This is a genomic window from Pseudoalteromonas sp. Scap03, assembly GCF_013393115.1.
Taxonomy (GTDB): Bacteria; Pseudomonadota; Gammaproteobacteria; order Enterobacterales; family Alteromonadaceae; genus Pseudoalteromonas.
The window spans coordinates 1,218,891-1,243,562 of sequence record NZ_VDEU01000001.1 but is presented as its reverse complement, the minus strand read 5'-3'; the positions used below and the strand labels follow the sequence as shown (position 1 = coordinate 1,243,562).

The 24,672-nt window shown below is 41.3% G+C and carries 26 protein-coding genes, 3 tRNA genes and 1 riboswitch; of the genes, 8 read left to right on the top strand and 21 right to left on the bottom strand.

The window, feature by feature from the left end; all coding sequences use genetic code 11:
- Positions 1 to 64: 64 nt before the first annotated feature.
- Complete coding sequence (locus tag FHG08_RS05635; protein ID WP_178954820.1) at positions 65 to 2,248, bottom strand: YgiQ family radical SAM protein; 2,184 nt, start codon at positions 2,246 to 2,248, stop codon at positions 65 to 67.
- Positions 2,249 to 2,547: 299 nt separating this feature from the next.
- Here FHG08_RS05635 and FHG08_RS05630 point away from each other — a divergent pair, with 299 nt between their 5' ends.
- Both FHG08_RS05630 and FHG08_RS05625 read left to right on the top strand, forming a co-directional pair.
- Positions 2,548 to 3,096 carry an SRPBCC family protein gene (locus tag FHG08_RS05630; RefSeq protein ID WP_138609051.1) on the top strand — a complete coding sequence of 183 codons (549 nt, stop codon included), beginning with the start codon at positions 2,548 to 2,550 and terminating at the stop codon, positions 3,094 to 3,096.
- Positions 3,065 to 3,946 (top strand): TIGR03899 family protein, encoded by an 882-nt coding sequence (locus FHG08_RS05625; protein ID WP_178954819.1) that lies wholly within the window; start codon positions 3,065 to 3,067, stop codon positions 3,944 to 3,946. Before FHG08_RS05630 ends, FHG08_RS05625 begins: the two co-directional genes overlap by 32 nt.
- Before the next feature lie 46 nt (positions 3,947 to 3,992).
- Here FHG08_RS05625 and FHG08_RS05620 read toward each other — a convergent pair whose 3' ends face one another.
- From FHG08_RS05620 to FHG08_RS05585, 8 genes are all read right to left on the bottom strand, one after another.
- A complete protein-coding gene (locus tag FHG08_RS05620) occupies positions 3,993 to 4,763 on the bottom strand; it encodes a TIGR04219 family outer membrane beta-barrel protein (RefSeq protein ID WP_178954817.1) in 771 nt (256 codons plus the stop codon).
- Between the two features lie 3 nt (positions 4,764 to 4,766).
- Positions 4,767 to 5,753 carry a DUF2333 family protein gene (locus tag FHG08_RS05615; protein ID WP_178954815.1) on the bottom strand — a complete coding sequence of 329 codons (987 nt, stop codon included), beginning with the start codon at positions 5,751 to 5,753 and terminating at the stop codon, positions 4,767 to 4,769.
- An 8-nt stretch (positions 5,754 to 5,761) separates the two neighbouring features.
- Positions 5,762 to 6,271 carry a copper chaperone PCu(A)C gene (locus tag FHG08_RS05610; protein ID WP_178954814.1) on the bottom strand — a complete coding sequence of 170 codons (510 nt, stop codon included), beginning with the start codon at positions 6,269 to 6,271 and terminating at the stop codon, positions 5,762 to 5,764.
- A gap of 78 nt (positions 6,272 to 6,349) precedes the next feature.
- Complete coding sequence (locus FHG08_RS05605) at positions 6,350 to 6,676, bottom strand: hypothetical protein (RefSeq protein ID WP_178954812.1); 327 nt, start codon at positions 6,674 to 6,676, stop codon at positions 6,350 to 6,352.
- A 10-nt stretch (positions 6,677 to 6,686) separates the two neighbouring features.
- Positions 6,687 to 6,893, bottom strand: a complete 207-nt coding sequence (locus FHG08_RS05600; protein ID WP_010390548.1) for a PspC domain-containing protein — start codon at positions 6,891 to 6,893, stop codon at positions 6,687 to 6,689.
- A 10-nt stretch (positions 6,894 to 6,903) separates the two neighbouring features.
- A complete protein-coding gene (locus FHG08_RS05595) occupies positions 6,904 to 7,584 on the bottom strand; it encodes a PspA/IM30 family protein (RefSeq protein WP_178954810.1) in 681 nt (226 codons plus the stop codon).
- Between the two features lie 260 nt (positions 7,585 to 7,844).
- A complete protein-coding gene (gene dusA / locus FHG08_RS05590) occupies positions 7,845 to 8,777 on the bottom strand; it encodes a tRNA dihydrouridine(20/20a) synthase DusA (protein ID WP_256729726.1) in 933 nt (310 codons plus the stop codon).
- Positions 8,778 to 8,900: 123 nt separating this feature from the next.
- Positions 8,901 to 9,521 carry a MarC family protein gene (locus FHG08_RS05585; RefSeq protein WP_008115498.1) on the bottom strand — a complete coding sequence of 207 codons (621 nt, stop codon included), beginning with the start codon at positions 9,519 to 9,521 and terminating at the stop codon, positions 8,901 to 8,903.
- A gap of 92 nt (positions 9,522 to 9,613) precedes the next feature.
- Between FHG08_RS05585 and FHG08_RS05580 the strand changes: the two genes are divergently transcribed.
- The 3 genes from FHG08_RS05580 (at position 9,614) to FHG08_RS05570 (ending at position 11,004) form a co-directional block, all read left to right on the top strand.
- Positions 9,614 to 10,048 carry a transcriptional repressor gene (locus FHG08_RS05580; RefSeq protein WP_008115496.1) on the top strand — a complete coding sequence of 145 codons (435 nt, stop codon included), beginning with the start codon at positions 9,614 to 9,616 and terminating at the stop codon, positions 10,046 to 10,048.
- Between the two features lie 63 nt (positions 10,049 to 10,111).
- The gene (locus tag FHG08_RS05575; RefSeq protein WP_010390540.1) at positions 10,112 to 10,579 is read left to right on the top strand and encodes a chemotaxis protein CheX; all 468 of its coding nucleotides are present in this window, start codon (positions 10,112 to 10,114) and stop codon (positions 10,577 to 10,579) included.
- Entirely contained in the window at positions 10,576 to 11,004 is a 429-nt protein-coding gene (locus tag FHG08_RS05570) for a secondary thiamine-phosphate synthase enzyme YjbQ (RefSeq protein WP_178954806.1), read from the top strand. Before FHG08_RS05575 ends, FHG08_RS05570 begins: the two co-directional genes overlap by 4 nt.
- A gap of 233 nt (positions 11,005 to 11,237) precedes the next feature.
- Here the strand turns inward: FHG08_RS05570 and FHG08_RS05565 are convergent.
- The 4 genes from FHG08_RS05565 to orn form a co-directional block, all read right to left on the bottom strand.
- Positions 11,238 to 11,313, bottom strand: a tRNA-Gly gene (locus tag FHG08_RS05565).
- Between the two features lie 72 nt (positions 11,314 to 11,385).
- Positions 11,386 to 11,461 (bottom strand) — tRNA-Gly (locus FHG08_RS05560).
- Between the two features lie 130 nt (positions 11,462 to 11,591).
- Positions 11,592 to 11,667: transfer RNA gene (locus tag FHG08_RS05555), tRNA-Gly, on the bottom strand.
- 98 nt (positions 11,668 to 11,765) lie between these two features.
- Positions 11,766 to 12,311 carry an oligoribonuclease gene (orn, locus tag FHG08_RS05550; RefSeq protein ID WP_178954804.1) on the bottom strand — a complete coding sequence of 182 codons (546 nt, stop codon included), beginning with the start codon at positions 12,309 to 12,311 and terminating at the stop codon, positions 11,766 to 11,768.
- Positions 12,312 to 12,433: 122 nt separating this feature from the next.
- Here orn and rsgA point away from each other — a divergent pair, with 122 nt between their 5' ends.
- Together rsgA and asd are read left to right on the top strand one after the other, a co-directional pair.
- Positions 12,434 to 13,492 carry a small ribosomal subunit biogenesis GTPase RsgA gene (rsgA, locus tag FHG08_RS05545; protein WP_138607092.1) on the top strand — a complete coding sequence of 353 codons (1,059 nt, stop codon included), beginning with the start codon at positions 12,434 to 12,436 and terminating at the stop codon, positions 13,490 to 13,492.
- A gap of 14 nt (positions 13,493 to 13,506) precedes the next feature.
- A complete protein-coding gene (asd, locus tag FHG08_RS05540; RefSeq protein ID WP_178954802.1) occupies positions 13,507 to 14,373 on the top strand; it encodes an archaetidylserine decarboxylase in 867 nt (288 codons plus the stop codon).
- A 224-nt stretch (positions 14,374 to 14,597) separates the two neighbouring features.
- Here asd and FHG08_RS05535 read toward each other — a convergent pair whose 3' ends face one another.
- The 8 genes from FHG08_RS05535 to FHG08_RS05500 all read right to left on the bottom strand — a co-directional run bounded on the left by FHG08_RS05535 (position 14,598) and on the right by FHG08_RS05500 (position 22,227).
- Complete coding sequence (locus FHG08_RS05535) at positions 14,598 to 15,374, bottom strand: HesA/MoeB/ThiF family protein (RefSeq protein WP_178954800.1); 777 nt, start codon at positions 15,372 to 15,374, stop codon at positions 14,598 to 14,600.
- On the bottom strand, positions 15,358 to 16,884 hold the full coding sequence (thiE, locus tag FHG08_RS05530; protein WP_178954798.1) for a thiamine phosphate synthase: 1,527 nt from the start codon (positions 16,882 to 16,884) through the stop codon (positions 15,358 to 15,360). Before thiE ends, FHG08_RS05535 begins: the two co-directional genes overlap by 17 nt.
- A gap of 21 nt (positions 16,885 to 16,905) precedes the next feature.
- On the bottom strand, positions 16,906 to 17,697 hold the full coding sequence (locus FHG08_RS05525; RefSeq protein WP_178954796.1) for a thiazole synthase: 792 nt from the start codon (positions 17,695 to 17,697) through the stop codon (positions 16,906 to 16,908).
- A gap of 5 nt (positions 17,698 to 17,702) precedes the next feature.
- Positions 17,703 to 17,897, bottom strand: coding sequence for a sulfur carrier protein ThiS (gene thiS / locus FHG08_RS05520; RefSeq protein WP_171039615.1), 195 nt, complete (start codon positions 17,895 to 17,897; stop codon positions 17,703 to 17,705).
- A gap of 6 nt (positions 17,898 to 17,903) precedes the next feature.
- Positions 17,904 to 18,905, bottom strand: a complete 1,002-nt coding sequence (locus FHG08_RS05515; protein WP_178954794.1) for an FAD-dependent oxidoreductase — start codon at positions 18,903 to 18,905, stop codon at positions 17,904 to 17,906.
- Between the two features lie 110 nt (positions 18,906 to 19,015).
- The gene (thiC, locus tag FHG08_RS05510) at positions 19,016 to 20,968 is read right to left on the bottom strand and encodes a phosphomethylpyrimidine synthase ThiC (RefSeq protein WP_131690428.1); all 1,953 of its coding nucleotides are present in this window, start codon (positions 20,966 to 20,968) and stop codon (positions 19,016 to 19,018) included.
- 141 nt (positions 20,969 to 21,109) lie between these two features.
- Positions 21,110 to 21,216, bottom strand: a riboswitch (TPP riboswitch).
- Positions 21,217 to 21,314: 98 nt separating this feature from the next.
- On the bottom strand, positions 21,315 to 21,713 hold the full coding sequence (locus FHG08_RS05505; RefSeq protein WP_283235058.1) for an META domain-containing protein: 399 nt from the start codon (positions 21,711 to 21,713) through the stop codon (positions 21,315 to 21,317).
- Positions 21,714 to 21,828: 115 nt separating this feature from the next.
- A complete protein-coding gene (locus FHG08_RS05500; RefSeq protein WP_131690427.1) occupies positions 21,829 to 22,227 on the bottom strand; it encodes a thioesterase family protein in 399 nt (132 codons plus the stop codon).
- A gap of 102 nt (positions 22,228 to 22,329) precedes the next feature.
- Here FHG08_RS05500 and FHG08_RS05495 point away from each other — a divergent pair, with 102 nt between their 5' ends.
- Complete coding sequence (locus FHG08_RS05495) at positions 22,330 to 24,429, top strand: TonB-dependent receptor (RefSeq protein ID WP_178954792.1); 2,100 nt, start codon at positions 22,330 to 22,332, stop codon at positions 24,427 to 24,429.
- Positions 24,430 to 24,672 lie beyond the last annotated feature (243 nt).

Genomic DNA, 24,672 nt, shown 5'->3' with positions numbered 1-24,672 from the left:
TAAACGTTTATAAACAAAAACACCGCATCAATACGCGGTGTTTTTGTTTAAGCCGATAGTTACTTTACCTTGCGCGCTGGCGATTACCGCCCACCTTAGGTTTAGTGTTGGCTTTTTTAAACTGACTAAAGCCAGTATGACGAGTAAGCGCTGGACGACCGCCTTTACTGCCTTTACTGCCTTTGGCTTGCCTTTCATCTCTGCCTTCTTCTGGCACTAAACAATTTGGACCTTTACCAATGAGTTTAGCTTTGCCCATGTTACGAAGAGCTTCGCGGATCATCGGCCAACCGGCAGGATCATGGTAACGTAAAATTGCTTTATGCAAACGACGCTGGCGCGCCCCTTTTGGTACCGCAACTTGCTCTGTGTTATTTTTAATATTACGTAACGAGTTCATTTCAGTATGATAAATGGTGGTCGCATTAGCCATCGGTGATGGGTAAAAGTTTTGCACCTGATCAAGCTTAAAGTCATTCGATTTCAGCCACAAAGCCATATTAACCATGTCTTCGTCTTTAGTCCCTGGGTGAGCAGAAATAAAGTATGGAATTAAATACTGCTTTTTACCCGCTTCTTTAGAGTACTTATCAAATAGCGCTTTAAATTCATCGTAAGCCCCCATACCAGGCTTCATCATCTTAGATAATGGGCCATCTTCAGTGTGCTCTGGTGCAATTTTTAAATATCCACCAACATGATGAGTTACTAGCTCTTTAACGTAACGAGGATCACGTACGGCAAGGTCATAACGCACGCCTGAAGCAATTAAGATCTTTTTGATCCCTTTAACCTCACGCGCCTTTTTATATAAATCGATAGTTGGGGTATGGTCAGTATCCATATGCTTACAAATATCAGGGTACACACACGACAAGCGGCGACAGGTACTCTCTGCTTTTTTACTGGTACAACGCAGTTTGTACATATTTGCGGTTGGTCCGCCTAAATCAGAAATAACCCCAGTAAAGCCTGGCACTTTATCTCTAATTTGCTCAATCTCTTCAATAATCGATTCTTGAGATCGGCTTTGAATTATTCGCCCTTCATGCTCAGTAATAGAACAGAACGAACAGCCGCCAAAACAACCACGCATTATGTTTACCGACGTTTTAATCATATCGTAAGCAGGGATTTTGTCGTCGCCATAACTTGGGTGCGGAATACGCTGATACGGTAAACCAAACACATCATCCATTTCTTGGGTTTCAAGTGGATAGGCTGGCGGATTCACCCAAATAGAGCGATCGCCATGACGCTGAAACAACGCTCTTGCACAACCAGGGTTGGTTTCTTGGTGTAAAATACGCGATGCATGGGCATACAATGGTTTATTAACACTGACCTGCTCAAAAGCGGGTAACTTAACGTAAGTTTTTTCCCATGGCTTAGGGCGCGCAGGCTGTATGGTAATTGGTTTTGCAGCTTCGGCTTTTAAATCAATGCCCGCTTGCTTAAATTCTGATTTAGCACAACCCGCATCATCCGCCCCATAAGGATTAGGAATAGGGTCTATTTTACCAATTTTATCAATGGCTGTTGAATCGCTACCACGCCAACCGGGTAAAGGCTCTTTACGAATAACCGCCGTGCCTCTCACATCTTGTATGGTATCCATGGTTTCACCCGCAGCGATACGGTGCGCTACTTCAACCAATGGACGTTCGGCATTACCATAAATTAAAATATCACCCTTAGCGTCAAACAATACACTACGGCGTACTTTTTCTTGCCAATAATCGTAATGAGCAATACGACGCAAGCTGGCTTCAATGCCCCCTAAAACGAGTGGCACATCTTTATAGGCTTCACGACAACGTTGCGAGTATATTATCACGGCACGGTCAGGGCGTTTACCACCAACATTTCCCGGGGTATAAGCATCATCGTGGCGCATTCGTTTTTCAGCGGTGTAACGATTGATCATCGAATCCATGTTACCGGCTGTAATACCAAAAAATAAGTTAGGCTTACCCAATTCCATAAAGGCATCTTTAGAGTTCCAATCAGGCTGAGCAATAATGCCCACTCTAAACCCCTGCGCTTCTAGCACACGGCCAATTACGGCCATCCCAAAACTAGGATGGTCTACATAAGCATCACCGCTAATAATAATAATATCGCAGCTATCCCAGCCAAGCGCGTCCATTTCTTCGCGTGTTGTTGGTAAAAATGGGGCTGTGCCATAACACTCAGCCCAATACTTAGGGTATGAGAATAAGCCGCGATCAGCTTTTAATGTGCTCATAAAATTGGCCGTTCAATAACAAAAGGCGCGAATTATACCCTATCGACATCCACGTTGATATAGCACAAAATGAAAGCACTGATTAAAAATTGTTTACCTTTATCGCATTACTAAAACAGATAAATCATCTAAGCTGATTACTGCTAATGTCTGCTTTTAGATTTATTTAAAGTAGATAAACTAGATGAAAATGATCGACTCTAGGCTAAACTATTAAATAAGCTGTGATTATTAATAATTCATAGATGCTGTAATATTAAAACCAATGAGGCATACCTATTAAACTACTTAAACAATTAATGCAGTTTTCAGCCATCTTGCTGTTGGCGTTTGTTGTTGTGGGATTACTTTTACCACAAAACTATCACGTGCAAAAAAGCATTAAAATAAATGCCCGCCCTCCTGTTATAAAGTCATTAGTGGAAGATTTTACTCAGTGGTACAAATGGTCGCCGTGGCAGCAAATAGATCCCAATATTGAATTTAGTATTGGTGAACCTAGTGCTGGTGCGGGAGCCTATCAATCTTGGCAAGGAAAGTGGGGGCAAGGCGAAATGACAATCACTTCATTAAGCGCCAATGAAGTTGTATTTAATGTATTATTTAATCAAGAACATATTATTACTAGCCGATTACTATTTAGCCCACATGCAAAAACTGTAACCTGGCATATACAAGGACAAGCAACTGTGCCGCTTATATCTGGCTATGTTGCTATATTTGCTGAAAATATATTAAGCAATATAGTCACCCTTGGGCTAAATAACTTAAAGACGGTAGCCCAACTCAGTGATGCACAAGCAATAATGGAAAGCCATGACAGTAAAAACCGCACAAGCCAGAATTAAACTTGCCAATATTATTGAGTCACTGTTAGGTTACTCGGTCACAAAAGTGAGTAATACGACTGCAGCTGATGAACAAATCTATAATACGCAGGGTAAATCAAAGTCTCTTTATCGTATTAATAGCGAGCATTCAGTATTAGCGCGAGCACAAAAAAGACAAGATCTACTGCTAATAAAACAACAACAAAATATCGAGACTATTTTAGCCTTAGCAATGGAATTTTGTCCTGATGTAGCCTGCGCTAAACAACCTGATGCCGATTGGGTAGAGCACTTTATTGCCTTGTGTGAAGATACCTCAAATCAATCAATGCAAACATTATGGGCAAAAATTTTTACTGGCGAAACTATTAGCCCAGGTACCTTTTCTATAAAAAGCTTACAAACCCTCAAACATATGACCCAGCGCGAAGCGGATTCATTGAGAAAGTGTGTGTCTATTTCAGGGTATAACGAAAAAGATAGTAGTCACCTAATATTTTTAGGCTATTACAAAAAACCCTCGTTATTTGATTTATTAGGTAAGGGAAATAAAGTGTCATTAAGCATAGGTAAAAGCGGTGTGAGCTTCCCTGATGTATTGACCTTAATGGACTTAAACTTGCTTTATCGTAAAGAGATTGAATCCGCTGCATTAAAAGCAGGACAAGAGATAACCCTCTCCTTTTTAACTCAAAAACTAACTTTAAAAGCAAAAAGTAACGACTTAGTACTAAGCTATTATAAGTTTACCCAAACCGGTGATGAACTGTTTAGACTAATGAATTACCCAATTAATAAAGTGTACAAACAGTTAATTGGTGCAGCATTTGAAGGGGAATTTGAATTAGTGTGGCATGCTTCAAAGTAACTAAAAAAAGCCACACGAGGTGGCTTTTCATTAAACTAATCGGTGCTTAAAAATGAACTTGTATGCCAGCAAATGGGCCTGATGCATCAATATCAGTATTAATATCATCTACATCATCAAGTTCTAAAACCATAGAGCGGTAGCCCGCTTTAACCGCAACATCAATCGCTAGGTTATCAATCAACTCCCAAGCAATACCCATTTGGTAATCTCGTACTTTACTGTCATCAATAGCTAAAAAGCTACCTTCAGCAAAAACACTTAAACCACTAAATGGTAAACCTGCTTCAAAACGTCCATATGCTAAAGGAACTACACCTGAGAACTCTTCTATCTCAGTGAAGTTAGCACCACCTTGTTGTGATGTACCCGTTACCACAACTTCACCATCAAACTGCTTAGCATTAATACCTAAATCAATTGAGATTAAGTCGTTATCAAAAATTTCATAGTAAAGAATATAATCAATGTGCGATAAGTCAGTAACTGAATTAACATCAGTACCTACAACATAATCAGTGCCATTAAAAGTAAATGTATCTTCAAGTTGTGTTGCGCCGTTTAGTTCAAGCTCAGTGTATTTTAGTTTTAAGTTTGGTACTAGCGGTACTGGATGCTCAAGTGCGGCGTAATAGCTAACAAAAGTCTCATCTTCAAAGTTGAAGTTTTGTAGGGCATTATTATTATCAGAAAAGCCACCATCATTATCTGCTTTCCAACCATCAACTCCTACATATAAACCTAATACAGTGTCGGCTTGTGCTACAGGTGCTAAACATGCCATTGATAAGGCTGCTGCTATACAATACTTTTTCATTTTTTATCCTTGCGCTAATAATTCGCTAAGTTCAATCAGTGCCGCATTGGCTCTAGAGATATAATTTGCCATAACGAGTGAGTGGTTGGCGACATAACCGAATCCGTTGCCGTTTAGAATTATTGGGCTCCAAACTGTTTCTTGAGTCGCTTCAAGCTCGCGTATAATTTGTTGTAAACTAACACGGGCGTTCTTTTTATCAAGTACTTCGGCAAAATCATATTCAACTGCTTGTAAAAAATGCAGTAAAGCCCAAGTAGCACCACGTGACTCATAAAATACATCATCAATTTCCCACCACGATGTTTTTACTTGTTGTTGTAATGGCGTATAAGTAGCTTGAGTATTTGAAGAATTGCCTGCTAAATCGGTATTTACTTTGTCTTGACCTACACTCGCGCTCAAACGCTGGCTTAAGCTACCTAAGCGTTTTTCTGCTTCTTTTAACCAACTGCGTAAATTATCTGCACGTGAGTAAAACTGGCTATCGCGCTCATGCTGATTCGCAATTTGAGAACGGTAAACTAATAAGTAATCAATACCCTTTTGATATTCGCCCTCAGCACTTGGCCATGCCCATGCTTCAGAACTAATATTAAATTGTGGCTGTGCTTTTTTAAGCGCTTCGTGCTCAGTTGATTGTGACTGTGAACGACTAAAATCTTTTCGCATTGATAATGCTAAATCACGCACCATTTCCAACGCGCCATACTCCCAAGCAGGCATGTTGTCCATTATTACGCTCGGTGGCAGTACATCATTTGATAAATAACCGCCTGACTTAGTCAAGAGAGTATCAGCGACGGTAATAAGTGTTGAAGTGGTTACATACCCTGTTACTGGTTTTTCACTACGTTGCTGTGCTTGCTGTTTGGCATTTTGTACCACATCAAAACGTGCAGGCTCTATGCTCCAGTACACTGCAATAGCGTAAAATACGACAAACAATAGTACCAATGCCGTTATTATTTTTCCTTTATGCTGTGACATTTATCCCCCTAATGATGACTATGATCTTTCGATGCTTTTACCGGCTCAGCTTGCGATGCTAGCGAAACTACTTTCGCATTGGTGAATACTCGATTCCCGTCTTCAAAATATAGCGTGAGTTTGCGTTCTTGACCTACTTTTAACGGCTCTTGCGGTTCAAACACCATTAAATGATAGCTCCCAGGCTTAAAATCGAGTTGCTGATGGGCCTTAATAAGCAGTGATTCTACTTTTTGCATTTTCATCATGCCATCAGCGTGGACGTGCTCATGAATCTCAACACGACCCAACCCATCTAAGGTCGCTCTTGTAAGTGTTGCCGGAACATTACTGTGGTTTTCAATGCTGAAATAGCCCACGCTGGCTTTGGTGGCTGGTAAAAACTCTCTTACTTGCGCATTTGTTACTTGTAATTGCGCAACAACACTATCGTGCTCATGTCCTTCGTGCGCCAATAACGAAGACGAAAAAACACCCACTATTAACGCACTTGCACTCAAAATACATTGTTTAATCATCAGTAAAATCCTTGTTAAAACGAAAAAATATAGCCCAAATCTATCATAATTCCCTAATATTAGGCAGCTAATTTAAGTTCAAGAAGCTACTTTTTTGTTATCTGCGATTAACCAGCACAAGCCTGCCACAAACAATAATGGCCAAGCAATCATCAATGATCCGAATAAAAAGGCTAATATAGTTCCAGCCAGTGCCACCATCGCCGCGCCAACAAGCCCCATAGTTACCAAAGCAGCAATCGCAATAACAACAATAATGGCGATTAACGCCCCAATGAGCTCAATACCTGTCCAACTAATATCTGAAATCCACAACGGAAACTGCCATACATCAAAATGAATTATCGAACCGCTATTAATTAAAAATAATGTAACAATAAGTAGGCATACGGCGAAAGTTTTCATGTTGCTCTCCTTACACTGCTTTTTCTTCAAGACAACAGTGTGCGATTAAATAACCTAGCGCCACTGCAAACGGAAAACTTAAAAATAATAAAACGGTGACTAAACGAGTAGACCATACCGGAAAGTCTAATCGGTAAGCTAACCCACTACAGACACCTGATATTTTTTTGTTAAGCGTATTTTTATACCAACGACGATGTGTATTAAAATTATTCATAACAATCTCCTTAGGCTGTTTTTTTATCAGCGGTGTTTAAACTCGCTTTTAAACTTGCCAGTTCTGCATCAATTTTTTCGTTTTTAACCAGTGACTCAATTTGCATTGCCGTATTGCTCGCTGTATCTGTCAGTTCATACGCTTCAACTTGCGATTCAACACTCTCAACACGGCGCTCAATTTGCTCAAATCGTGATAAAGCAGTAGCCACTTTATCGCTCTGCAGCTGAGTATTTATCTTAGCTCTTGCCTCAACCACATTTTCACGCTTTACAAGTTGTGCTTGCTTTGCTTTAGCCTGTGCCATTTTTTGCTGCAGGCGTTCACAGTCCTCTGTGATTTTTACAATTGATTGCTGCAATGTCTCAAGTTGTGTTTGTAAGCACTCTATGCTTATTTCGACATTGTGTTTTTCAGCTAATGCTGATTTCGCTAAATCGTCACGATTTTTTGCAATGGCATGTTCGGCCTTTAATTGCCAATTTGTGAGCGCTTGTTGTTTATTGCTTATTTGACGCTTAATATTTTTTTCTTCACATAATAGTGCTGCCGCGGTGCCACGACACTCATTAAGTGCCTCTTGCATTTCGGTTAGCATCAAATTAAGTAGTTTTTCTGAATCTTCAGCTTTATCAAGCATAGCTACGATATTTGCTTGAATGACGTCGTTTACGCGATTAAATATACCCATGTTATTCTCCTGATGATTTTTTATTTATACATCAACAGGATTCCAAGAGTTATGCCAACAACTTAAAACTCTTTTATTTTCGTTAAATATCAATAATTTAAATTATTTTGGCGGGTAAGTTAATGACTAGTCACTGAATACAATTAAGTCGAATTGGCTAATAAATTATATTTTTGACTAAAATTTGGGATCAAAAAAAGCCACCTGAGGTGACTTTTTCTATAAAGAGTATCTGTTATGCCAATTCTATTAAATTGGCATTACTCGGGTACGTAACTTAGTGCCTTATCCATAACACTTAAATCAGCTTGCTTACCATGACCATTTTCAGATAAGTGGCGTCTAAAGCCACGCGCACCAGGCTGCCCCTGAAAAATACCCAGCATGTGACGTGCAACATGCCAAAAATTAGCCCCTAAACGCATCTCTTCTTCAATATAATCATACATAGAGCGTACAACATCATGTCGAGACTGAGTATTAGCCGCATCACCATAAATTTTTTCATCTACTTCATTAAGCATAAATGGATTACTGTAAGCCTCTCGGCCCACCATGACCCCATCTATGTACTGTAAATGCTCAAGACTTTGCTCAATGGTTTTAACACCACCGTTAATACTTAAATCAAGTTGAGGGTAATCTTTTTTAAGCTGGTAAACTCGGGGGTAGTTAAGCTCAGGAACTTCGCGATTTTCTTTCGGGCTCAACCCTTTTAGCCATGCTTTGCGCGCATGAATAATAAAGTCATCACAGCCAACCTTATGTGAAGCCTCTATCAAAGCACATAAAAATTCATAAGAATCTTGCTCATCAATACCAATACGAGTTTTAACCGTAACCGGAATATTCACTTCACTTTTCATTGCAGCAACACACTCTGCAACTAAATTAGGCTCGGCCATTAAACAGGCACCAAAACGTCCATTTTGCACACGATCTGACGGACAACCTACATTAAGGTTTATTTCATCATAACCACGCTCACCAGCAAGCTTGGCACACTGTGCTAGCGCTTGCGGATCTGATCCACCTAATTGCAATGCCACAAGGCCTTCGTGCTGATTAAAATGCAAGTAGTCACCGCGGCCGAATAAAATAGCGCCTGTAGTGATCATTTCAGTATAGAGCACGGTGTGTTTTGTCATTTTACGATGAAACGTACGACAGTGGCGATCAGTCCAATCAAGCATGGGTGCCACGCTAAAGCGTCGATTTAAAGTACGTTTATCCAAAATGTGATCCTCAAAAATTTATAATTTAAGCACAGCTTAAACGGCGCTGCATTTTACACAAAAGCCCTATGCGCAGCAATATTAAGCAAACACTTGCAAGCCAAAGTATTGCGCAATACCGTTTAAAATATTAGTTACTGCGACTGAGCTTAAAATTAACCCCATAATTCGACTAATAATACTCGCCCCACTATCGCCTATTATTTTATGTACATGCGTAGCAAGTAATAACAAAATCAGTACCACCACTAAAACAGCTAACATCATTGATGAGGTAATCATTTGTTCAACCCAAGTATATTCCTCATTGCGTGTCATTAATACCGCACCTAACATGGCACCGGGACTGGCTATTGATGGGATAGCGAGCGGAAAAATAGCGGTTTCAGTGCTGTCTCTAACACTTTTAATTTCAGCTTCAGGCTTACTTTCACCAAAGGTCATGGAGAGTGCAAAAATTAATAAAATTAAACCACCTGCTATTTGAAATGCCGAGAGCGGAATCTCAATCACATTCAGTAATTGCTCGCCAGCAACTACAAAAAATAACAGTACTAAAGCAGACACACCCACGGCCTTAAAAATCACTTTACGCTTAAACTTGTCGTCATCTCCACGAGTTACGGCGATAAAAACCGGGATTGTGCCAATTGGATCGATAACCGCAAAAAAGAAAATAAATATAGCCAATAGTTCATGCATTAATGAGTACCTTTTCATTAAATCGGTTAATAAAACGCTGCAACTACAATACAGTATGTTAGTATATCACGGCAGCGTAAGGATGAGAGAAGATGAATATAGAATCACTCGTAAGTAAAGCAAAACAAGTGTGCGACAACCGTGGTGCGCGATTCACACCAATTCGCGAGAAGGTATTTCGTTTATTGGCCAGTGCTCAAGGTGGTGTGGGTGCATACGATTTACTTGAACAATTAAAAGTCACTGAAACAGGCGCTAAACCTGCAACGATTTATCGTGCTTTAGACTTTTTAGCCGAACTCGGTTTTATTCATAAAATTGAAAGCACCAATGCATTTATGCTGTGTCATCATTTTGATCATATTCATCCTGTTCAGCTATTAATTTGTGATAGCTGCGGTTTTGTTAAAGAGCTGCACTCAACAGTAATTTCACATGAGCTCAATAACTTAGCAGCCGAAAGTGGCTTTGTAGTTTCCGGACAAACAATAGAAGCACATGGTAAATGTGACTCTTGCCGAGCATAGATAAGCGACTATAGCTATACTTTACGTATAACCTTTATCAGTACCAATTTAAGGACATCTAATATGAATGTAGAGTTCATTAATCCCTTTTTAGCTTCTTTGATGAATGTATTGAGCACTATGGCTCAAACTCAGTTAAAACCAGGCAAGCCACGCATTAAAACCGATGAGATAGCCTGTGGTGATGTATCGGGATTAATTGGTATGGTTGGCCCTCAAACTCGCGGTTCATTTTCAATTACCTTCGACGAAGGTTTAGCGCTGACCATTATGGAACGAATGTTAGGCGAACGACCAGACGACATAAATGAAGAAGTAACCGACATGGTCGGTGAAATAACTAATATGGTTACCGGTGGTGCTAAGAATTTACTAGGTGAAAAAGGCTATGATTTTGCCATGGCAACACCCATTGTTGTGTCTGGTAAAAACCACACTATTACTCACAAAAGTGACGGCAAAAAAATTCTTATGCCGTTTACCAGTGACGCAGGTAATGCAAATATAGAAGTGAGTTTCGATAAGCTATGAGCTGGTCGCAAACCACAATTACATTAAAGCCTCGCTCGCGGGGCTTTCATTTAATTGATAACGACATACTCAATCAACTCCCACAAATAAGCCAATTTAAAGTTGGTTTATTACACTTATTTATTCAACACACCTCAGCCAGCTTAACCATTAATGAAAATGCCGTTCCTACCGTGCGTATGGATATGGAAAGCCACTTTAATCAGTTTGTTCCAGAGCGCCAGCCTTATTATCGCCATGACTATGAGGGCGATGATGATATGCCTGCCCATATAAAAACCAGTACCTTAGGTTGCGAATTAACTATCCCGATTAGTCACGGTCAGTTAGCGCTGGGAACTTGGCAAGGAATATACTTAGGTGAGCACCGTGATCATGGTGGTTCAAGGCGTATTATTACAACTTTGCAAGGCGAAGCGTTTTAGGTTTTAGGTTTTAGGTTTTAGGTTTTAGGTTTTAGGTTTTAGGTTTTAGGTTTTAGGTTTTAGGTTTTAGGTTTTAGGTTTTAGGTTTTAGGTTTTAGGTTTTAGGTTTTACAACATAGGTCACTCTCACACATTGAACACTTTAAAAAAGTTACATAAATTAAATTTATAGTGATTCGCGTATGGGTCATTGTTTGCTATTTGAGAATGAATATCTGAAAAGTAAATAAGATTGGAGCGGTACACGAGGCTCGAACTCGTGACCTCGACCTTGGCAAGGTCGCGCTCTACCAACTGAGCTAGTACCGCATTATATGTAGATTCTAGGTTCTATCAATTTTAAACTTTCATCTTGAACCACAATTTCTTTTGGTTAGAAATTGGAGCGGCACACGAGGCTCGAACTCGTGACCTCGACCTTGGCAAGGTCGCGCTCTACCAACTGAGCTAGTGCCGCATTCAAAATAGTCAGTAATTTGTCCGTTGGTGCGCGACATGTCGCGTCCTACATCCTGGCAACTGAGCTAGTGCCGCATTATATCAACTTTAACTTTTTGTCTTGTGCTGCAATTTCTTTGGTGAGAAATTGGAGCGGCACACGAGGCTCGAACTCGTGACCTCGACCTTGGCAAGGTCGCGCTCTACCAACTGAGCTAGTGCCGCATTCAAAAAGTCAAAGCCCAAACACACTAACCCCGCGGGGGTTATCGTCTTGAGCGGGGCAGGATTCTACAATAATTAGGGGGCTTTGCAAGTATTTTTTATAAATTAAAAAACTTTTCTCGGTAAACCTTTAATTCCATAATCGAATCTTTAATGTCGTCTAACGCTAAATGCGATCCTTTTTTATTCACTTGAGCCAACACATCTGGTTTCCAACGACGAGCAAGTTCTTTAATGGTACTGACATCTAAATTACGGTAATGGAAGAAGTCTTCAAGCTCGCGCATATACTTATTCATAAAGCGGCGGTCTTGGCCTATCGAGTTACCACACATAGGTGAAGCACCCGCTGGCACCCATTGCTTTAAAAACGCGAGAGTTTGTTCCACGGCATAAGCTTCATCAAACGTGCTTGCCTTACAGCGTGCCGTTAATCCAGATTTGCCATGCTGAGTTGTACACCACTCATCCATGCCATCCAGTAGTTCATCACTTTGATGAATGGCAATCGTTGGCCCTTCGGCTAATATATTCAGTTCAGCGTCAGTGACAACAGTTGCAATTTCAAGTATTTTGTCAGTCTCTGGTTCAAGTCCGGTCATTTCCAGATCGAGCCAAATTAAATTTGATTTATTAATAGTCATAATTACCTTAAACGGTGCTTTTCTTTAGATCCAACGCATTTCGATATATCATATTAGCATCAACCGTCGAGCTAAAGCTTTTTTTGGCAAACTCGGCATTTAACTCAGGTTATAGGCCTCAAGTGGCAAAACAGAAAAAATTAAGTAAAGGCCAATCCCGTAGGATCAAGGCCAATCATCAAAAGCGTTTATCGAATGCCGATAAAAAACCGGCAAAAGTCGGCGCGCAAGAGTGGCAAACAGATAATTTAGGTCAAGTGGAAAATGCGATTGTTATTAGCCGCTTTGGGCAACATGCCGACGTAGAAACCCAAAATGGCGATGTTCTTCGCTGTAATATTCGCCGTACCGTATCAAATTTAGTATGTGGCGATGAGGTATTATTTCGTCGTGCAAAAGTAAGTGAAGGCGATTTAGCGGGGGTTATTGAAGCAACTCAAGAACGTCGTTCACAGTTAACGCGCCCTGATTTTTACGACGGTGTAAAAGTGATTGCCGCGAATATAGACCAAATTTTAATGGTATCAGCAGTATTGCCTGAGTTTACGCCAAGCATTATTGACCGCTATTTAATTGCCTGCGAAGACATGGGCATTGAGCCGATTTTAGTCCTTAATAAAATTGATTTAATTGATGAAACTGGTTTAAACGACATACAACAAATACTCGATATTTACCGTAAACTTAATTACCAAGTGCTGCTAGTTAGTAATATAACCGGCGAAGGCATTAATGAATTAAAAGAAGTACTTGTAGGCAAAAACAATATTTTTGTTGGCCAAAGTGGTGTGGGTAAATCTACCTTAGTAAACACTGTGCTGCCGGATGCTGAAATTTTGACTAAAGAAGTCTCTGAAAACAGCGGTCTAGGCCAGCACACCACCACAGTATCGCGTCTGCATCATTTACCAAGTGGCGGTAACTTAATTGATTCACCGGGTATTCGTGAGTTTGGTTTATGGCATTTAGATGTTGAACGAGTCACTTGGTGTTTTAAAGAATTTAGAGAGTTTATAGGTGGATGCCGTTTTAGAGACTGTAAACACTTAAACGATCCAGGCTGTATAATTCAGCAAGCAGTCGCTGATGGCGATATCTCAAAGTTACGCTTTGAAAGCTATCACCGTATTTTAGAAACCATGGCCGATGGCCGTGCCGGCGCGCGTGCGCCTCGCGTATAATTAGGGAAAAATCTGTGAGTTTAGATAAATTTAAAATCGCCATGCAATATGCTATGCCAAAGCACTTTATTTCTCGTGTAGTAGGTAAGCTTGCAGCTGCAAAAGCGGGCGCATTAACAACAACATTAATTAAATTATTTATTAAACAATACAAAATAAATATGAGTGAGGCTAAATATTCTGACCCTGCTCACTATAAAACCTTTAATGAATTTTTTACCCGCCCGTTAAAAGACGGTGCTCGTCCTATGGTTGAAGATGACGATATTATTATTCACCCTGTTGACGGCGCAATCAGCCAGCTTGGCGATATTGTTGACGGCCAACTAATCCAAGCTAAAGGCCATGATTACAGCTTACAAGCGTTGTTAGGTGGCTCACAAGACGACACAACGCCGTTTTTAGGCGGTAAATTTGCAACTATTTACTTGGCACCAAAAGACTACCACCGTATTCATATGCCAATTGATGGCACGTTAAGCAAAATGATTTACGTACCGGGCGATTTATTTTCGGTAAATCCACTTACCGCGCAAAACGTACCGAATTTATTTGCCCGTAACGAGCGTGTAGTAGCAATTTTTGAAACTGAAATTGGCCCGCTTGCTATGGTCCTTGTAGGCGCAACCATTGTTGCTAGCATAGAAACTATTTGGGCTGGCACAGTCACTCCACCAGCTGGCAGTGATGTGTTTAGCTGGAACTACCCAACTAAAGGCGAAAACGCGATCACCCTTAAAAAAGGGGAAGAAATGGGCCGCTTTAAATTAGGCTCAACAGTTGTGCTTGCATGGGGTGCAGATAAAGCCGATATTTTTGATGATCAACGCCCTGAAACGGTAACCCGTTTAGGCACTGCGTTTGCAAAAATTAACGATTAAACAAATCGTTAATTAGAAATAAAAAACCGCGTTATTTAAACGCGGTTTTTTAATTTCTGTAGGTGTGGGGATTGCTGTTACGAACATATTCATAACGTTTCTCTAAAGCGTAGCGGCCTCTTAACCTCTTTGTGTATAACTTCCCTAAGACTTTATTGCACAAAGAGAAAAAAGTGGAGTAAATGAGAAGACACCAAAGATTAAAAGCGAGCAAGTAAAAGTTTTTACTTCCCATCACACTCTTTACAGTTTAAATCTTTAACTACTTTAAAATGCTGTTGCTTTAAGCTTAATGCGTCAAAGGTTATAAACAAACTCCCACCAAAATGGCCTAACAGCATATTAAGAGTTAGCTGTGCCTGCATAGAGCCAATTACACCAAGTAAGGGACTAATAACGCCCGCATTGTCGCAATTAACAACAGGGTTAGCATCATTTTGTGGAAATACGCAGCCATAGCAAGGGCTATCTGTTTGCCTAAAGTCAAAGCCCATTAATTGCCCTTGGGTTGCTAGCGCTGCTGCAGAAATTAGTGGTGTTTTGTTGTTTACGCAAAAACGATTGACGGTGTAACGAGTCGCAAAGTTATCAGAGCAATCAAGTACGATATCGGCGTTACTGAATAGTGCATCACTGTTAGCATCGCTCAACTTTTGCGAGTGAGTCACTATGTTTATTTGATTGTTAAGGCTCGCAAGCACCTTCCCTGCTGCATTTACTTTTTGCTGCCCTAAGTGATTCACTTTATACAGTATTTGCCGCTGTAAATTAGAGAGTTCAACGGTATCGTCATCAATTAATATTAGTGTGCCGATACCAGCAGCTGCTAAATAAAGTAGCGCAGGGCTTCCTAGCCCGCCTGAACCTACCACAGCAACGGTTGCCGCTTTAAGTGTTAACTGCCCCTCAAGCCCCACCTCTTTTAATAATAAGTGGCGGCTATAACGTAGAGTTTCTTTGTCGCTGAGCTGCTGCGTTTGCATGTTAGCAGGCATTCTCATTTATCACCGATTTTAAGGTATTGATTGCCTCTACATAATCATCAGCCTCGGTAATAGCACGTACCACGGCTACACTGCCCACGCCCGTTTTAGCAACCTCTTGCGCCCTATTTAAATCAATTCCACCAATAGCCACAGTAGGATAACTTTGCATTAATGGCACAAATCGAGTTAGTTTTTCAAGCCCTTGTATCTGGCCTGTCATATCTTTGGTGGTAGTAGGGTAAATCGCGCCAAAGGCCATGTAGCTTGGACGGTAATTATGCGCCCGAAGCATTTCATAAAAGCCATGGGTAGAAAGCCCAAGTCGCAGGCCTGCTTCTTTTATGGCCGCTAAATTTGCGCTCTCTAAGTCTTCTTGTCCTAAATGCACACCATAGGCGCCATGTTTGATTGCCAGCTGCCAGTAATCGTTAATAAACACATGCGCACTGTATTGCTGACCCAAAGCGACCGCGCTTGCGACTAATTGTTCAAGCTCATCTTCGCTTTTATTTTTAACTCTTAACTGCGCTGTTTTAATACCATTTTGTAAGCATTTTTCTAGCCACTCTACGCTATCGACTACCGCATAAGCGCCAAGCGCTTTGCTTTCACACGCAGCAAAGTCAGCTGCCATATTAAAATCAAGCGGTACATCAAAGTCTAGTTCATCACCCAACCAACTACCCGCTTCAATCACTTGAGGATAGTGCGCTAGGTCAGTCGGAAACGACGTTTGTGCAACAGGGCCGATCCCCTCGCCATAGCGAACTGATTGCTTTAAACCTTGGTTTATATAGGCTTTAGCTAAAATAAATGCATCTTTTAACGGGTAGTCTTTTGCAAGGCATGCAGCAATAACAGACGCCATACTACAGCCAGTGCCATGATTGTGCGGAACCTGAATTTTTTCATTACCCAACCAGTACTCTTCATTACCTTGTGAGCAGTAATCAATACAGTAACCACTTGGGTAATCCCAATGCCCGCCTTTTATAACCACCGCTTTGGCACCCCATGCCATTAGTTTGCTTGCTGCTTCTTTAATTGCTGCGGGGCCAATTAAATACACACCTGTTAATAACTGTGTTTCATGGGTATTAGGGGTAATTACATCCACCAGTGGTAATAGGCATTCTTTAATCGCGCTTACAGTGTCTTCTTCTGTTAGTAAGTCACCGCTTGAAGCAATAGCCACGGGGTCGTACACAATCACCGGCGGGGTTGGCCACTTCGCTTTGTAATGGCTAATATGCTCACTGATCAATTGAATTTGCTGCACGTTAGCTAACATACCAATTTTAATTACTTTGGCTTTCATGTCTTTTTCGAGTGCCAATAACTGCGACTCAATCACATCAGTAGAGACAGCATTAATCGCCTCAACACCTAAACTGTTTTGTGCTGTTAGTGCGGTAATCGCAGTACAACCGTGCACACCAAAGCTTTGCATTGCTTTAATATCAGCTTGAATACCTGCGCCACCGCCGGAGTCTGAGCCCGCAATCGTCCATACTACATTGTTCATAATGACCTACTTCCTAATTTTTTACGTTTGATGCCAAAATGGCATACCCATTGTGGGGGTTGATGGGGCCGCAACGTCTTTTTCTGGCATTGCTTTGGCGTTATAAGCAAAGCGCCCTGCTTCAACAGCTGCTTTAAATGCACGTCCCATGGTAATAGGGCAACCCGCGCCCGCTATGGCTGAATTTAATAATACCGCATCATACCCTAATTCTAAGGCTTGGCAGGCATGCGATGGTAAACCTAACCCAGCATCTACAATTAATGTGCTGTTAGGTAAACGCTCCCGTATCGCCTTTAAGTTATAACTATTTAATAATCCCTTACCGGTACCAATTGGCGCGCCCCATGGCATTAGCACCTCGCAGCCTAATTCATCTAAACGTTGGCAAAGCACTAAGTCATCGGTGCAGTAAGGCAGTACTTTAAACCCATCTTTAATTAAAATCTCAGTGGCTTCAAGCAGAGCAAAAGGATCTGGCTGTAAGTTATAGTCATCGCCAATTAATTCCAGCTTTATCCAATCGGTAGCAAATACTTCTCGACACATTTTAGCTAAATTAATGGCCTCTTTAACACTGTGGCATCCTGCTGTGTTAGGTAAAACTTTGAGCCCTGTATTCTTTATAAGTTGCCAAAAATCATCTCCTGCAGCTACGCTTTGCTGGCGACGTAAAGACACAGTAACAATATCCGCTCCTGAAGCATTAATTGCTTTAGTCATCGTCACGGGAGATGGGTAAAGCGCAGAGCCAATCAGTAATCTACTTGAAAATTGCTCGCCATAAATAGTGATATTATCGGGAGGTAACATAATGGTTACCCTCCTTGAATCGGAGATAACACATCAATGCAATCACCATCATTAAGTGTGTAGTTAGCATGTTGCTCTTGAGGTACAAACTGGCCATTAATGGCTACTGCAAACGGTGCTTTAGCACCATACTCAATTAAACACTGTTTTAGTTCGCTTCTTGTTAGGGTGAGCGCTTTACCATTAATTATTATATCCATCATTCCTCACTCTATTCTGGCAACAGCATCAGCAACTAAACTCGGCGCGAGCATGTAGCCATGGCGGTATAATCCATTAATACTAATTACCTGCCCTAATTGTGTAACTTGTGGGCAGTTATCGCTAAACGCAGGTCGAAGCCCGGTTTGAATATTTAACAGTCGAGCCTCGGCAAAACCGCTGTGCACTGTATAAGCGGCTGAAAGTAACTCCAACGTTGAACGCACCGTTGCCGCCCCGCTATCTTGAGACTCAATTTCGGTGGCACCAATCACATATTCATGATTCGGCTTAGGTGCTATATAAATAGGATAACGCGGATGCATTAACCTCACTGGCCGAGATAAATTAACCTCGGGTGCATAGAGTCTTGCCACTTCCCCGCGCACGCCTCGAAGGGGCTGATCTTGTTTGGCTCCAAGCCCTCGACAATCAATAATGTAATCAAACTCTCGATTATTCACTTTGTTATCAAAGATGCTGGCGCGCTGATTAAATACAAACTTTACTTTGCGCTTATTTAGCAACCTAAAACTGGCTTTGTAAAAGGCTTGGTTATCTATTTGTGCTTCACCGGGCAAAAATAGGCCTTGGCTAAATCGACCAGCCAGTTCAGGTTCTAGTTGCTCAATTTGCTGTGCATTAATTGCTTGAGCACTAAAATTTAGTAACGGTTTGATTCGCTGTGCAAAGCTTTGTAAGTCGCCTTTATCCTGCGGATGAGCAACCACTAGAGTACCTTGCTGTTGAAAAAATACCTCGCTATTTAGTTGTTCTAAAATAGCAGGCCATCGAGTAATAGAATCCACTCCCATTAAAGCCAATTCACGTTCACACATAACAGACTCAGCTAGGGGGGCTAGCATCGCTGCTGCCACTTTACCGGCACTGTTCTGAGTATGTTCATCATCGGCTTCAAATACGGTAACACGATGTTGCTTACTTAACTCAAGCGCGGCCAACCGCCCTGCTAAACCAAAACCCACCACAGCAATGTTATAAAACATAAACACTCCTACATTTAGCTGCGAGCTGCGGGTCTCTGGCTTCGAGCAACAAGGTGCTAAAATAAACATTTCGCTACTCGATGCTCGCAACCCGCAACCCGCAACCTATTTTATATTGCTTTATGGTAAATCTCTGAGCCTGTTTGCTTAAACTCTTCAGATTTGGCTTTCATCTCGGCCTCAACATCAACCATTTTGATTTCAATGGCATCACCCACGTTATTAGGATCAATACCGCGCGCTTCTAGATCTTTGGCGTAGTCGCGTACTTCTTGGGTTATTTTCATGGAACAAAATTTAGGGCCACACATAGAACAAAAATGCGCCACTTTGCCTGATTCTTGCGGCAGTGTTTCATCATGATATTCACGGGCGCGAACAGGGTCTAAACCAATATTAAATTGGTCATGCCATCTAAATTCAAAGCGCGCTTTTGATAGCGCGTTATCTCGCTCTTGTGCGCCTGGGTGACCTTTCGCTAAATCGGCGGCATGAGCGGCAATTTTGTAGGTAATAAGGCCTTCTTTAACGTCTTCTTTATTTGGCAAACCTAAATGCTCTTTAGGTGTTACGTAACACAACATGGCACAGCCATACCAAGCAATCTGCGCTGCACCAATACCCGAAGTAATATGATCATACCCAGGGGCAATATCTGTGGTCAGTGGGCCTAAGGTATAAAATGGCGCTTCGTCGCAATGTTTAAGCTGCTCATCCATATTGGCTTTGATCATATGCATAGGCACGTGTCCAGGGCCTTCTATGAACACTTGTACATCATGTTTCCAAGCTATTTTTGTCAGCTCCCCTAAGGTACGTAGCTCACTAAATTGTGCTTCATCGTTCGCATCGGCAATAGAGCCCGGACGTAAACCATCACCGAGTGAAAAACACACATCGTATTGTTTTAAAATTTCACAAATATCTTCAAAGTGAGTGTATAAGAAGTTTTCTTTGTGGTGCGCTAAACACCATTTAGCCATAATTGAGCCACCACGTGACACAATACCGGTTACGCGTTTTGCTGTCATTGGCACATAACGTAATAGCACACCAGCATGAATGGTAAAGTAATCAACGCCTTGTTCTGCTTGTTCAATCAGAGTATCGCGAAATATTTCCCAGGTTAGGTCTTCTGCTACGCCGTTGACTTTTTCAAGTGCTTGGTAAATTGGAACAGTACCAATAGGGACTGGCGAATTACGTACCAGCCATTCACGGGTTTCGTGAATGTAACGTCCTGTTGATAAATCCATTACGGTGTCGGCACCCCAACGGGTTGACCACACCATTTTTTCAACTTCTTCTTCGATAGATGAACCCACTGATGAATTACCTATATTGGCGTTAACTTTAACTAAAAAGTTACGACCAACAATCATAGGCTCGGTTTCTGGGTGATTAATATTGTTAGGTAAAATAGCGCGTCCACGAGCAATTTCATCACGCACAAATTCAGGAGTAATAAACTCAGGGATACTCGCGCCAAACGACTCCCCTTTATGCTGCGCAGCTAGTAACTCTTCACGTATTTGCGCACGCCCCATGTTTTCACGTATCGCTACATATTCCATTTCTGGGGTGACTATCCCTTGGCGGGCATAATGCATTTGGGTGACATTTTTACCTGCTTTTGCACGGCGTATTTTTGGAAGGTGTTCAAAGCGAATATGATCTAGCCCATCATCAGCCATACGCTGCTGTGCGAACTGTGAGGTTACCGACTCGAGTACTTCGGTATCATTACGGCTCTCAATCCATTGTTCACGGTATTTATTAAGTCCCTTGCGCACATCCAATTTAAATTCAGGATCGGTATACGGGCCTGATGTATCGTAAACACGCAGTGGTGCATTTGACTCATACACTGGGTTTTGTTCATCACCACCAATAAAAGTATCGCTCAATGTGATTTCACGCATACCCACACGTACGCCTTGCTGGCTACCTGCAACGTATACTTTATGGGAGCTTGGAAACGGCTGACCGGTTAAGTTATAAATATAATCTGATGCGGCCGCACGAGTTTCGCGACGGGTGGCTTTATTTGTTGTATTTGACATGACTTACCTCATTGCTAAAGGGTTGTCTTGTCAGATATTCCGCTGAGGAATAGAGAAAGATCGTAAAGTAGCTTTATGCGACTTTGCGGCCTAAGACGGAGGTTGCTTTTTTGTGCGCATAAAAAAAGACGCACAAGCGTCCTAGTTAGGCAGCTTGTTCCCTACGCAGGTATTAACCTGATCAGGTTCACGGATCCCGCTTTCGCGATCTCAGCCTAAATAAAACTTAGGCACTCCGACAAGTATTTGAATTGTTCGTTGATTTGATAATGTTTTGATCAAATCTGCGACGAGTGTACGCCAGTTGAAAATTCCCTGCAAGGGGCTGTTTTTCAAAACTCAAAAATTATTTTGGGATAAACACAAATTTTTGTTCAGCTTGCATTACCAATGTTTGGTCTTGCATGTTAAGCACTGCACCTTGCTGCAGAGCCTGTAAAAACTGTTGTTCAAACTCATCCAGTTCAGGGCCACATGATTTACGTGTCATACCTAATTTGCTTACGCTCAGGCTACTGTCTTCAAGTGAGCCTTCACCAAAGAACTTATTACATCCGGTAAAGCCGTTTATTTGTAGCGCATCGATAAAGCTCATTGATGCTTTAAAGGACGCGGGAATGGCCAAATCATCAACCTTTGATAATTGCCATTGTGTATATTTTAGCTGCTCAGTGGTAACTGTCCCTGTTGATGCGCAACCAACACATAAACCGATTATAAGCATCGGTATTGCTGCTAATTTCATGTTATTACAAACTTAGTGTCTAATTAATGTAATAGTATCAATATTTGTCAGGTTTATCCGTTAAAAATGCATATTTTAAATGTAAATTTTTGTTTAAAATTCATGCTATTTAAAACTATGCAACGGCTTGGAATAAGTCATCTATCTGTGGTGGTAAAAATGGACGACCTCTTTCATTAACTGATGTACCAATAACTAAGGCATTGAGCATCACTTTTTCATCTTGTTTGCGCACTACCGTTTGTTTAAATGCAAACTTAAGACGACTAATACGCACAGGCTCTACCGCCACATAAAACTCATCTCCAGGCAATAGGGAATGTTTGTAATCCATTTCACTGCGCATCACCACTAAGTTAATTTTATCTTTTGCAAGCTGTGCAAAATCAACGCCGTGTGCGTATAAAAACTCGTGGCGAGCGTGCTCAAGATAATTAAAATAAACACTGTTATTTACAATACCTTGTAAGTCACATTCGTAGTCGCGCACCTTAAAGTCTACTTTAAAGGCCATATTAGTAATCCCAATTATTTAACGTATAATTGTCGCGTTTATAGCACAAGTGTTGAAATAATTGCTACCATACAAGTCCCTAAAATGGAGTTAAGTAACCTAATGAACTTACGTTTGTCTTTAATTACAGCCACGTTATTACCCCTGCTCGCAGCACCTATATATGCTAACGCAGATGACACCGAACTAGAGAAAATCATTGTTACCGGTGACTTTCAGCAAGAAAGCATTCAAACATTAAGCGCCAGTGCCAGCTTATTTTCTGAAAATGAAATGAATCAACGTGGTGCAACGTATTTAGACGAAATGTTAGCCAGTGCAGCCAATGTAAACTTTGCTGCTGGTGCGTCTCGCGGTCGTTATATTCAAATTCGCGGTGTTGGTTTACGCTCGCAGTTTGTTGACCCGATAAATCCATCTGTGGGCTTAGTAATTGACGGTATTAATTATTCAGGCTTAGGTGGTAGTTCATTATTGTTTGATATTGACCAAGTAGAAATTTACCGCGGTCCTCAAGGTACACGTTTTGGTGCAGATGGTATGGCGGGCATGATCCAAATGCAATCAGCTAGTGCAACCAGCGACCCTAGCTTAAAGTTACATTTAGGTGCCGGCACTTATAACAGCCACGAAGCAGGCCTTGCTGCTAGTACAGGTTTAACAGATGACACCAGTGCCCGCGTTAGCTACTTTCGCAGAAAGTCTGACGGCTACGTCGATAATATTTATTTAGATAAACCCACTCAAGATCAAGATGAGCAAGTTGCACGCTTTAAATTAAACAGCCAGCTTACAGCTCATTTAAATTCAGAACTTAACCTGCATTATATTGATATTAATAACGGTTACGATGCATTTACTCTTGATAATTCTCGCAACAGCCTTGCTGATCAACCAGGCGAAGATAATCAACAAAGTTATGCTATTGGCCTGAATAATACTTACACTGGTTTTGATGCCTTTGATGTGAGCTTAAACCTTTCAGCTATTGATACAGAACTTTTTTATAGCTTTGATGAAGACTGGGTGTGTAACGATACTAATAAGCCGCAATTATGTGCCGCCGGTTTACATCCTTATGGTTATAGTTCAACAGATATTTATAGCCGCGATCGTGATGATCAAGCGCTCGACCTGAAATTTACTGGTAAAGCAGGTAACTGGGTTGCGGGTATTTACTATCAAAACCGTGATGTGGATTTAGAGCGTCAATATACGTGGTTAGCCAATCCGTTTGCTTCAACCTATGAAACTAATAACATTGCAGCTTATGGCCAATTAGCCACATCAATAGGCCCAAAAACTACGCTTATTACTGGTTTACGAGTTGAGCAATACCAAGGTGATTACACCGATAGTAACGGCTTTATTGAAGAAACTGATGATATTATGCTCGGTGGTAAAATTGCACTTGAATACCAAGTTATTGACCGCACTATGATTTATACCAGTATCACCCGCGGTTACAAAGCCGGTGGTATTAATTCAGAAGCGCTAGCAAAAGCAAAAGATGAAGGTTTAAGCTTAGATGCTGATTTTTTCAAACAGCATACCAGCTTTGATCCAGAGTACTTATGGAGTGGTGAGTTTGGTGTTAAAGGCTCATCGCTAGATGACAAGTTTACTCTGCGTTTAGCTGCTTTTTATATGCACCGCGATAATATTCAATTAAAGTCGTGGCAAGTATCAGATCAACAATTTACCGGTTATGTCGCCAATGCCAGCTCTGGCAGCAACTACGGCCTTGAAATTGAAGGTAGCTACTTACTTACTGATAATTTACTCATTAGTGGTAGTGCTGGCTATTTAGATACGAAAATAAACGACTTTGTGACTAAATCGGGCTTAAACCAAGATGGCCGCGAACAAGCACAAGCGCCTAAATATCAATACGCATTTAGTGCACGCTACAATGTTACTGATGAGCTATATGCAATGTTAGGCGTTGAAGGCAAAGACGATTATTACTTCTCAGACAGCCATAATGCACAGGCTCCAAATACAAACTTAGTGAATGCAAGCCTTGGTTACGAGGCTGAAAGCTGGGCAGTTCGTGCATGGGCACGTAATGTGTTTGATGAAACCGTTCCAACTCGCGGTTTTGAATTTGGTAACAATCCGTTAGATGGCTATACAAGCCAAACTTATATTCAACTAGGTGAGCCACGTGTAGCCGGCGTTACGTTTACACTTAATCTGTAATACAGCGAACCAGTTGTCAGTTCGAGAATAGAAAACACCGCGTTTAATGCAAACGCGGTGTTTTAGTTTTGTGTAGGCGAGTAGCTTGATGCAGCGCACGCAATCCAAATGGTTAAAGCAAAGTACAGTTAAAAATGTAGCCTTCAGGTTTTGGCGGTCAGCAAAAAATTAACCAAGCATTGTATTTAGATTTTATATAGGCGGGAACGCACATCAGCTCGAATCTCGCCGCCCGAAGCTCGT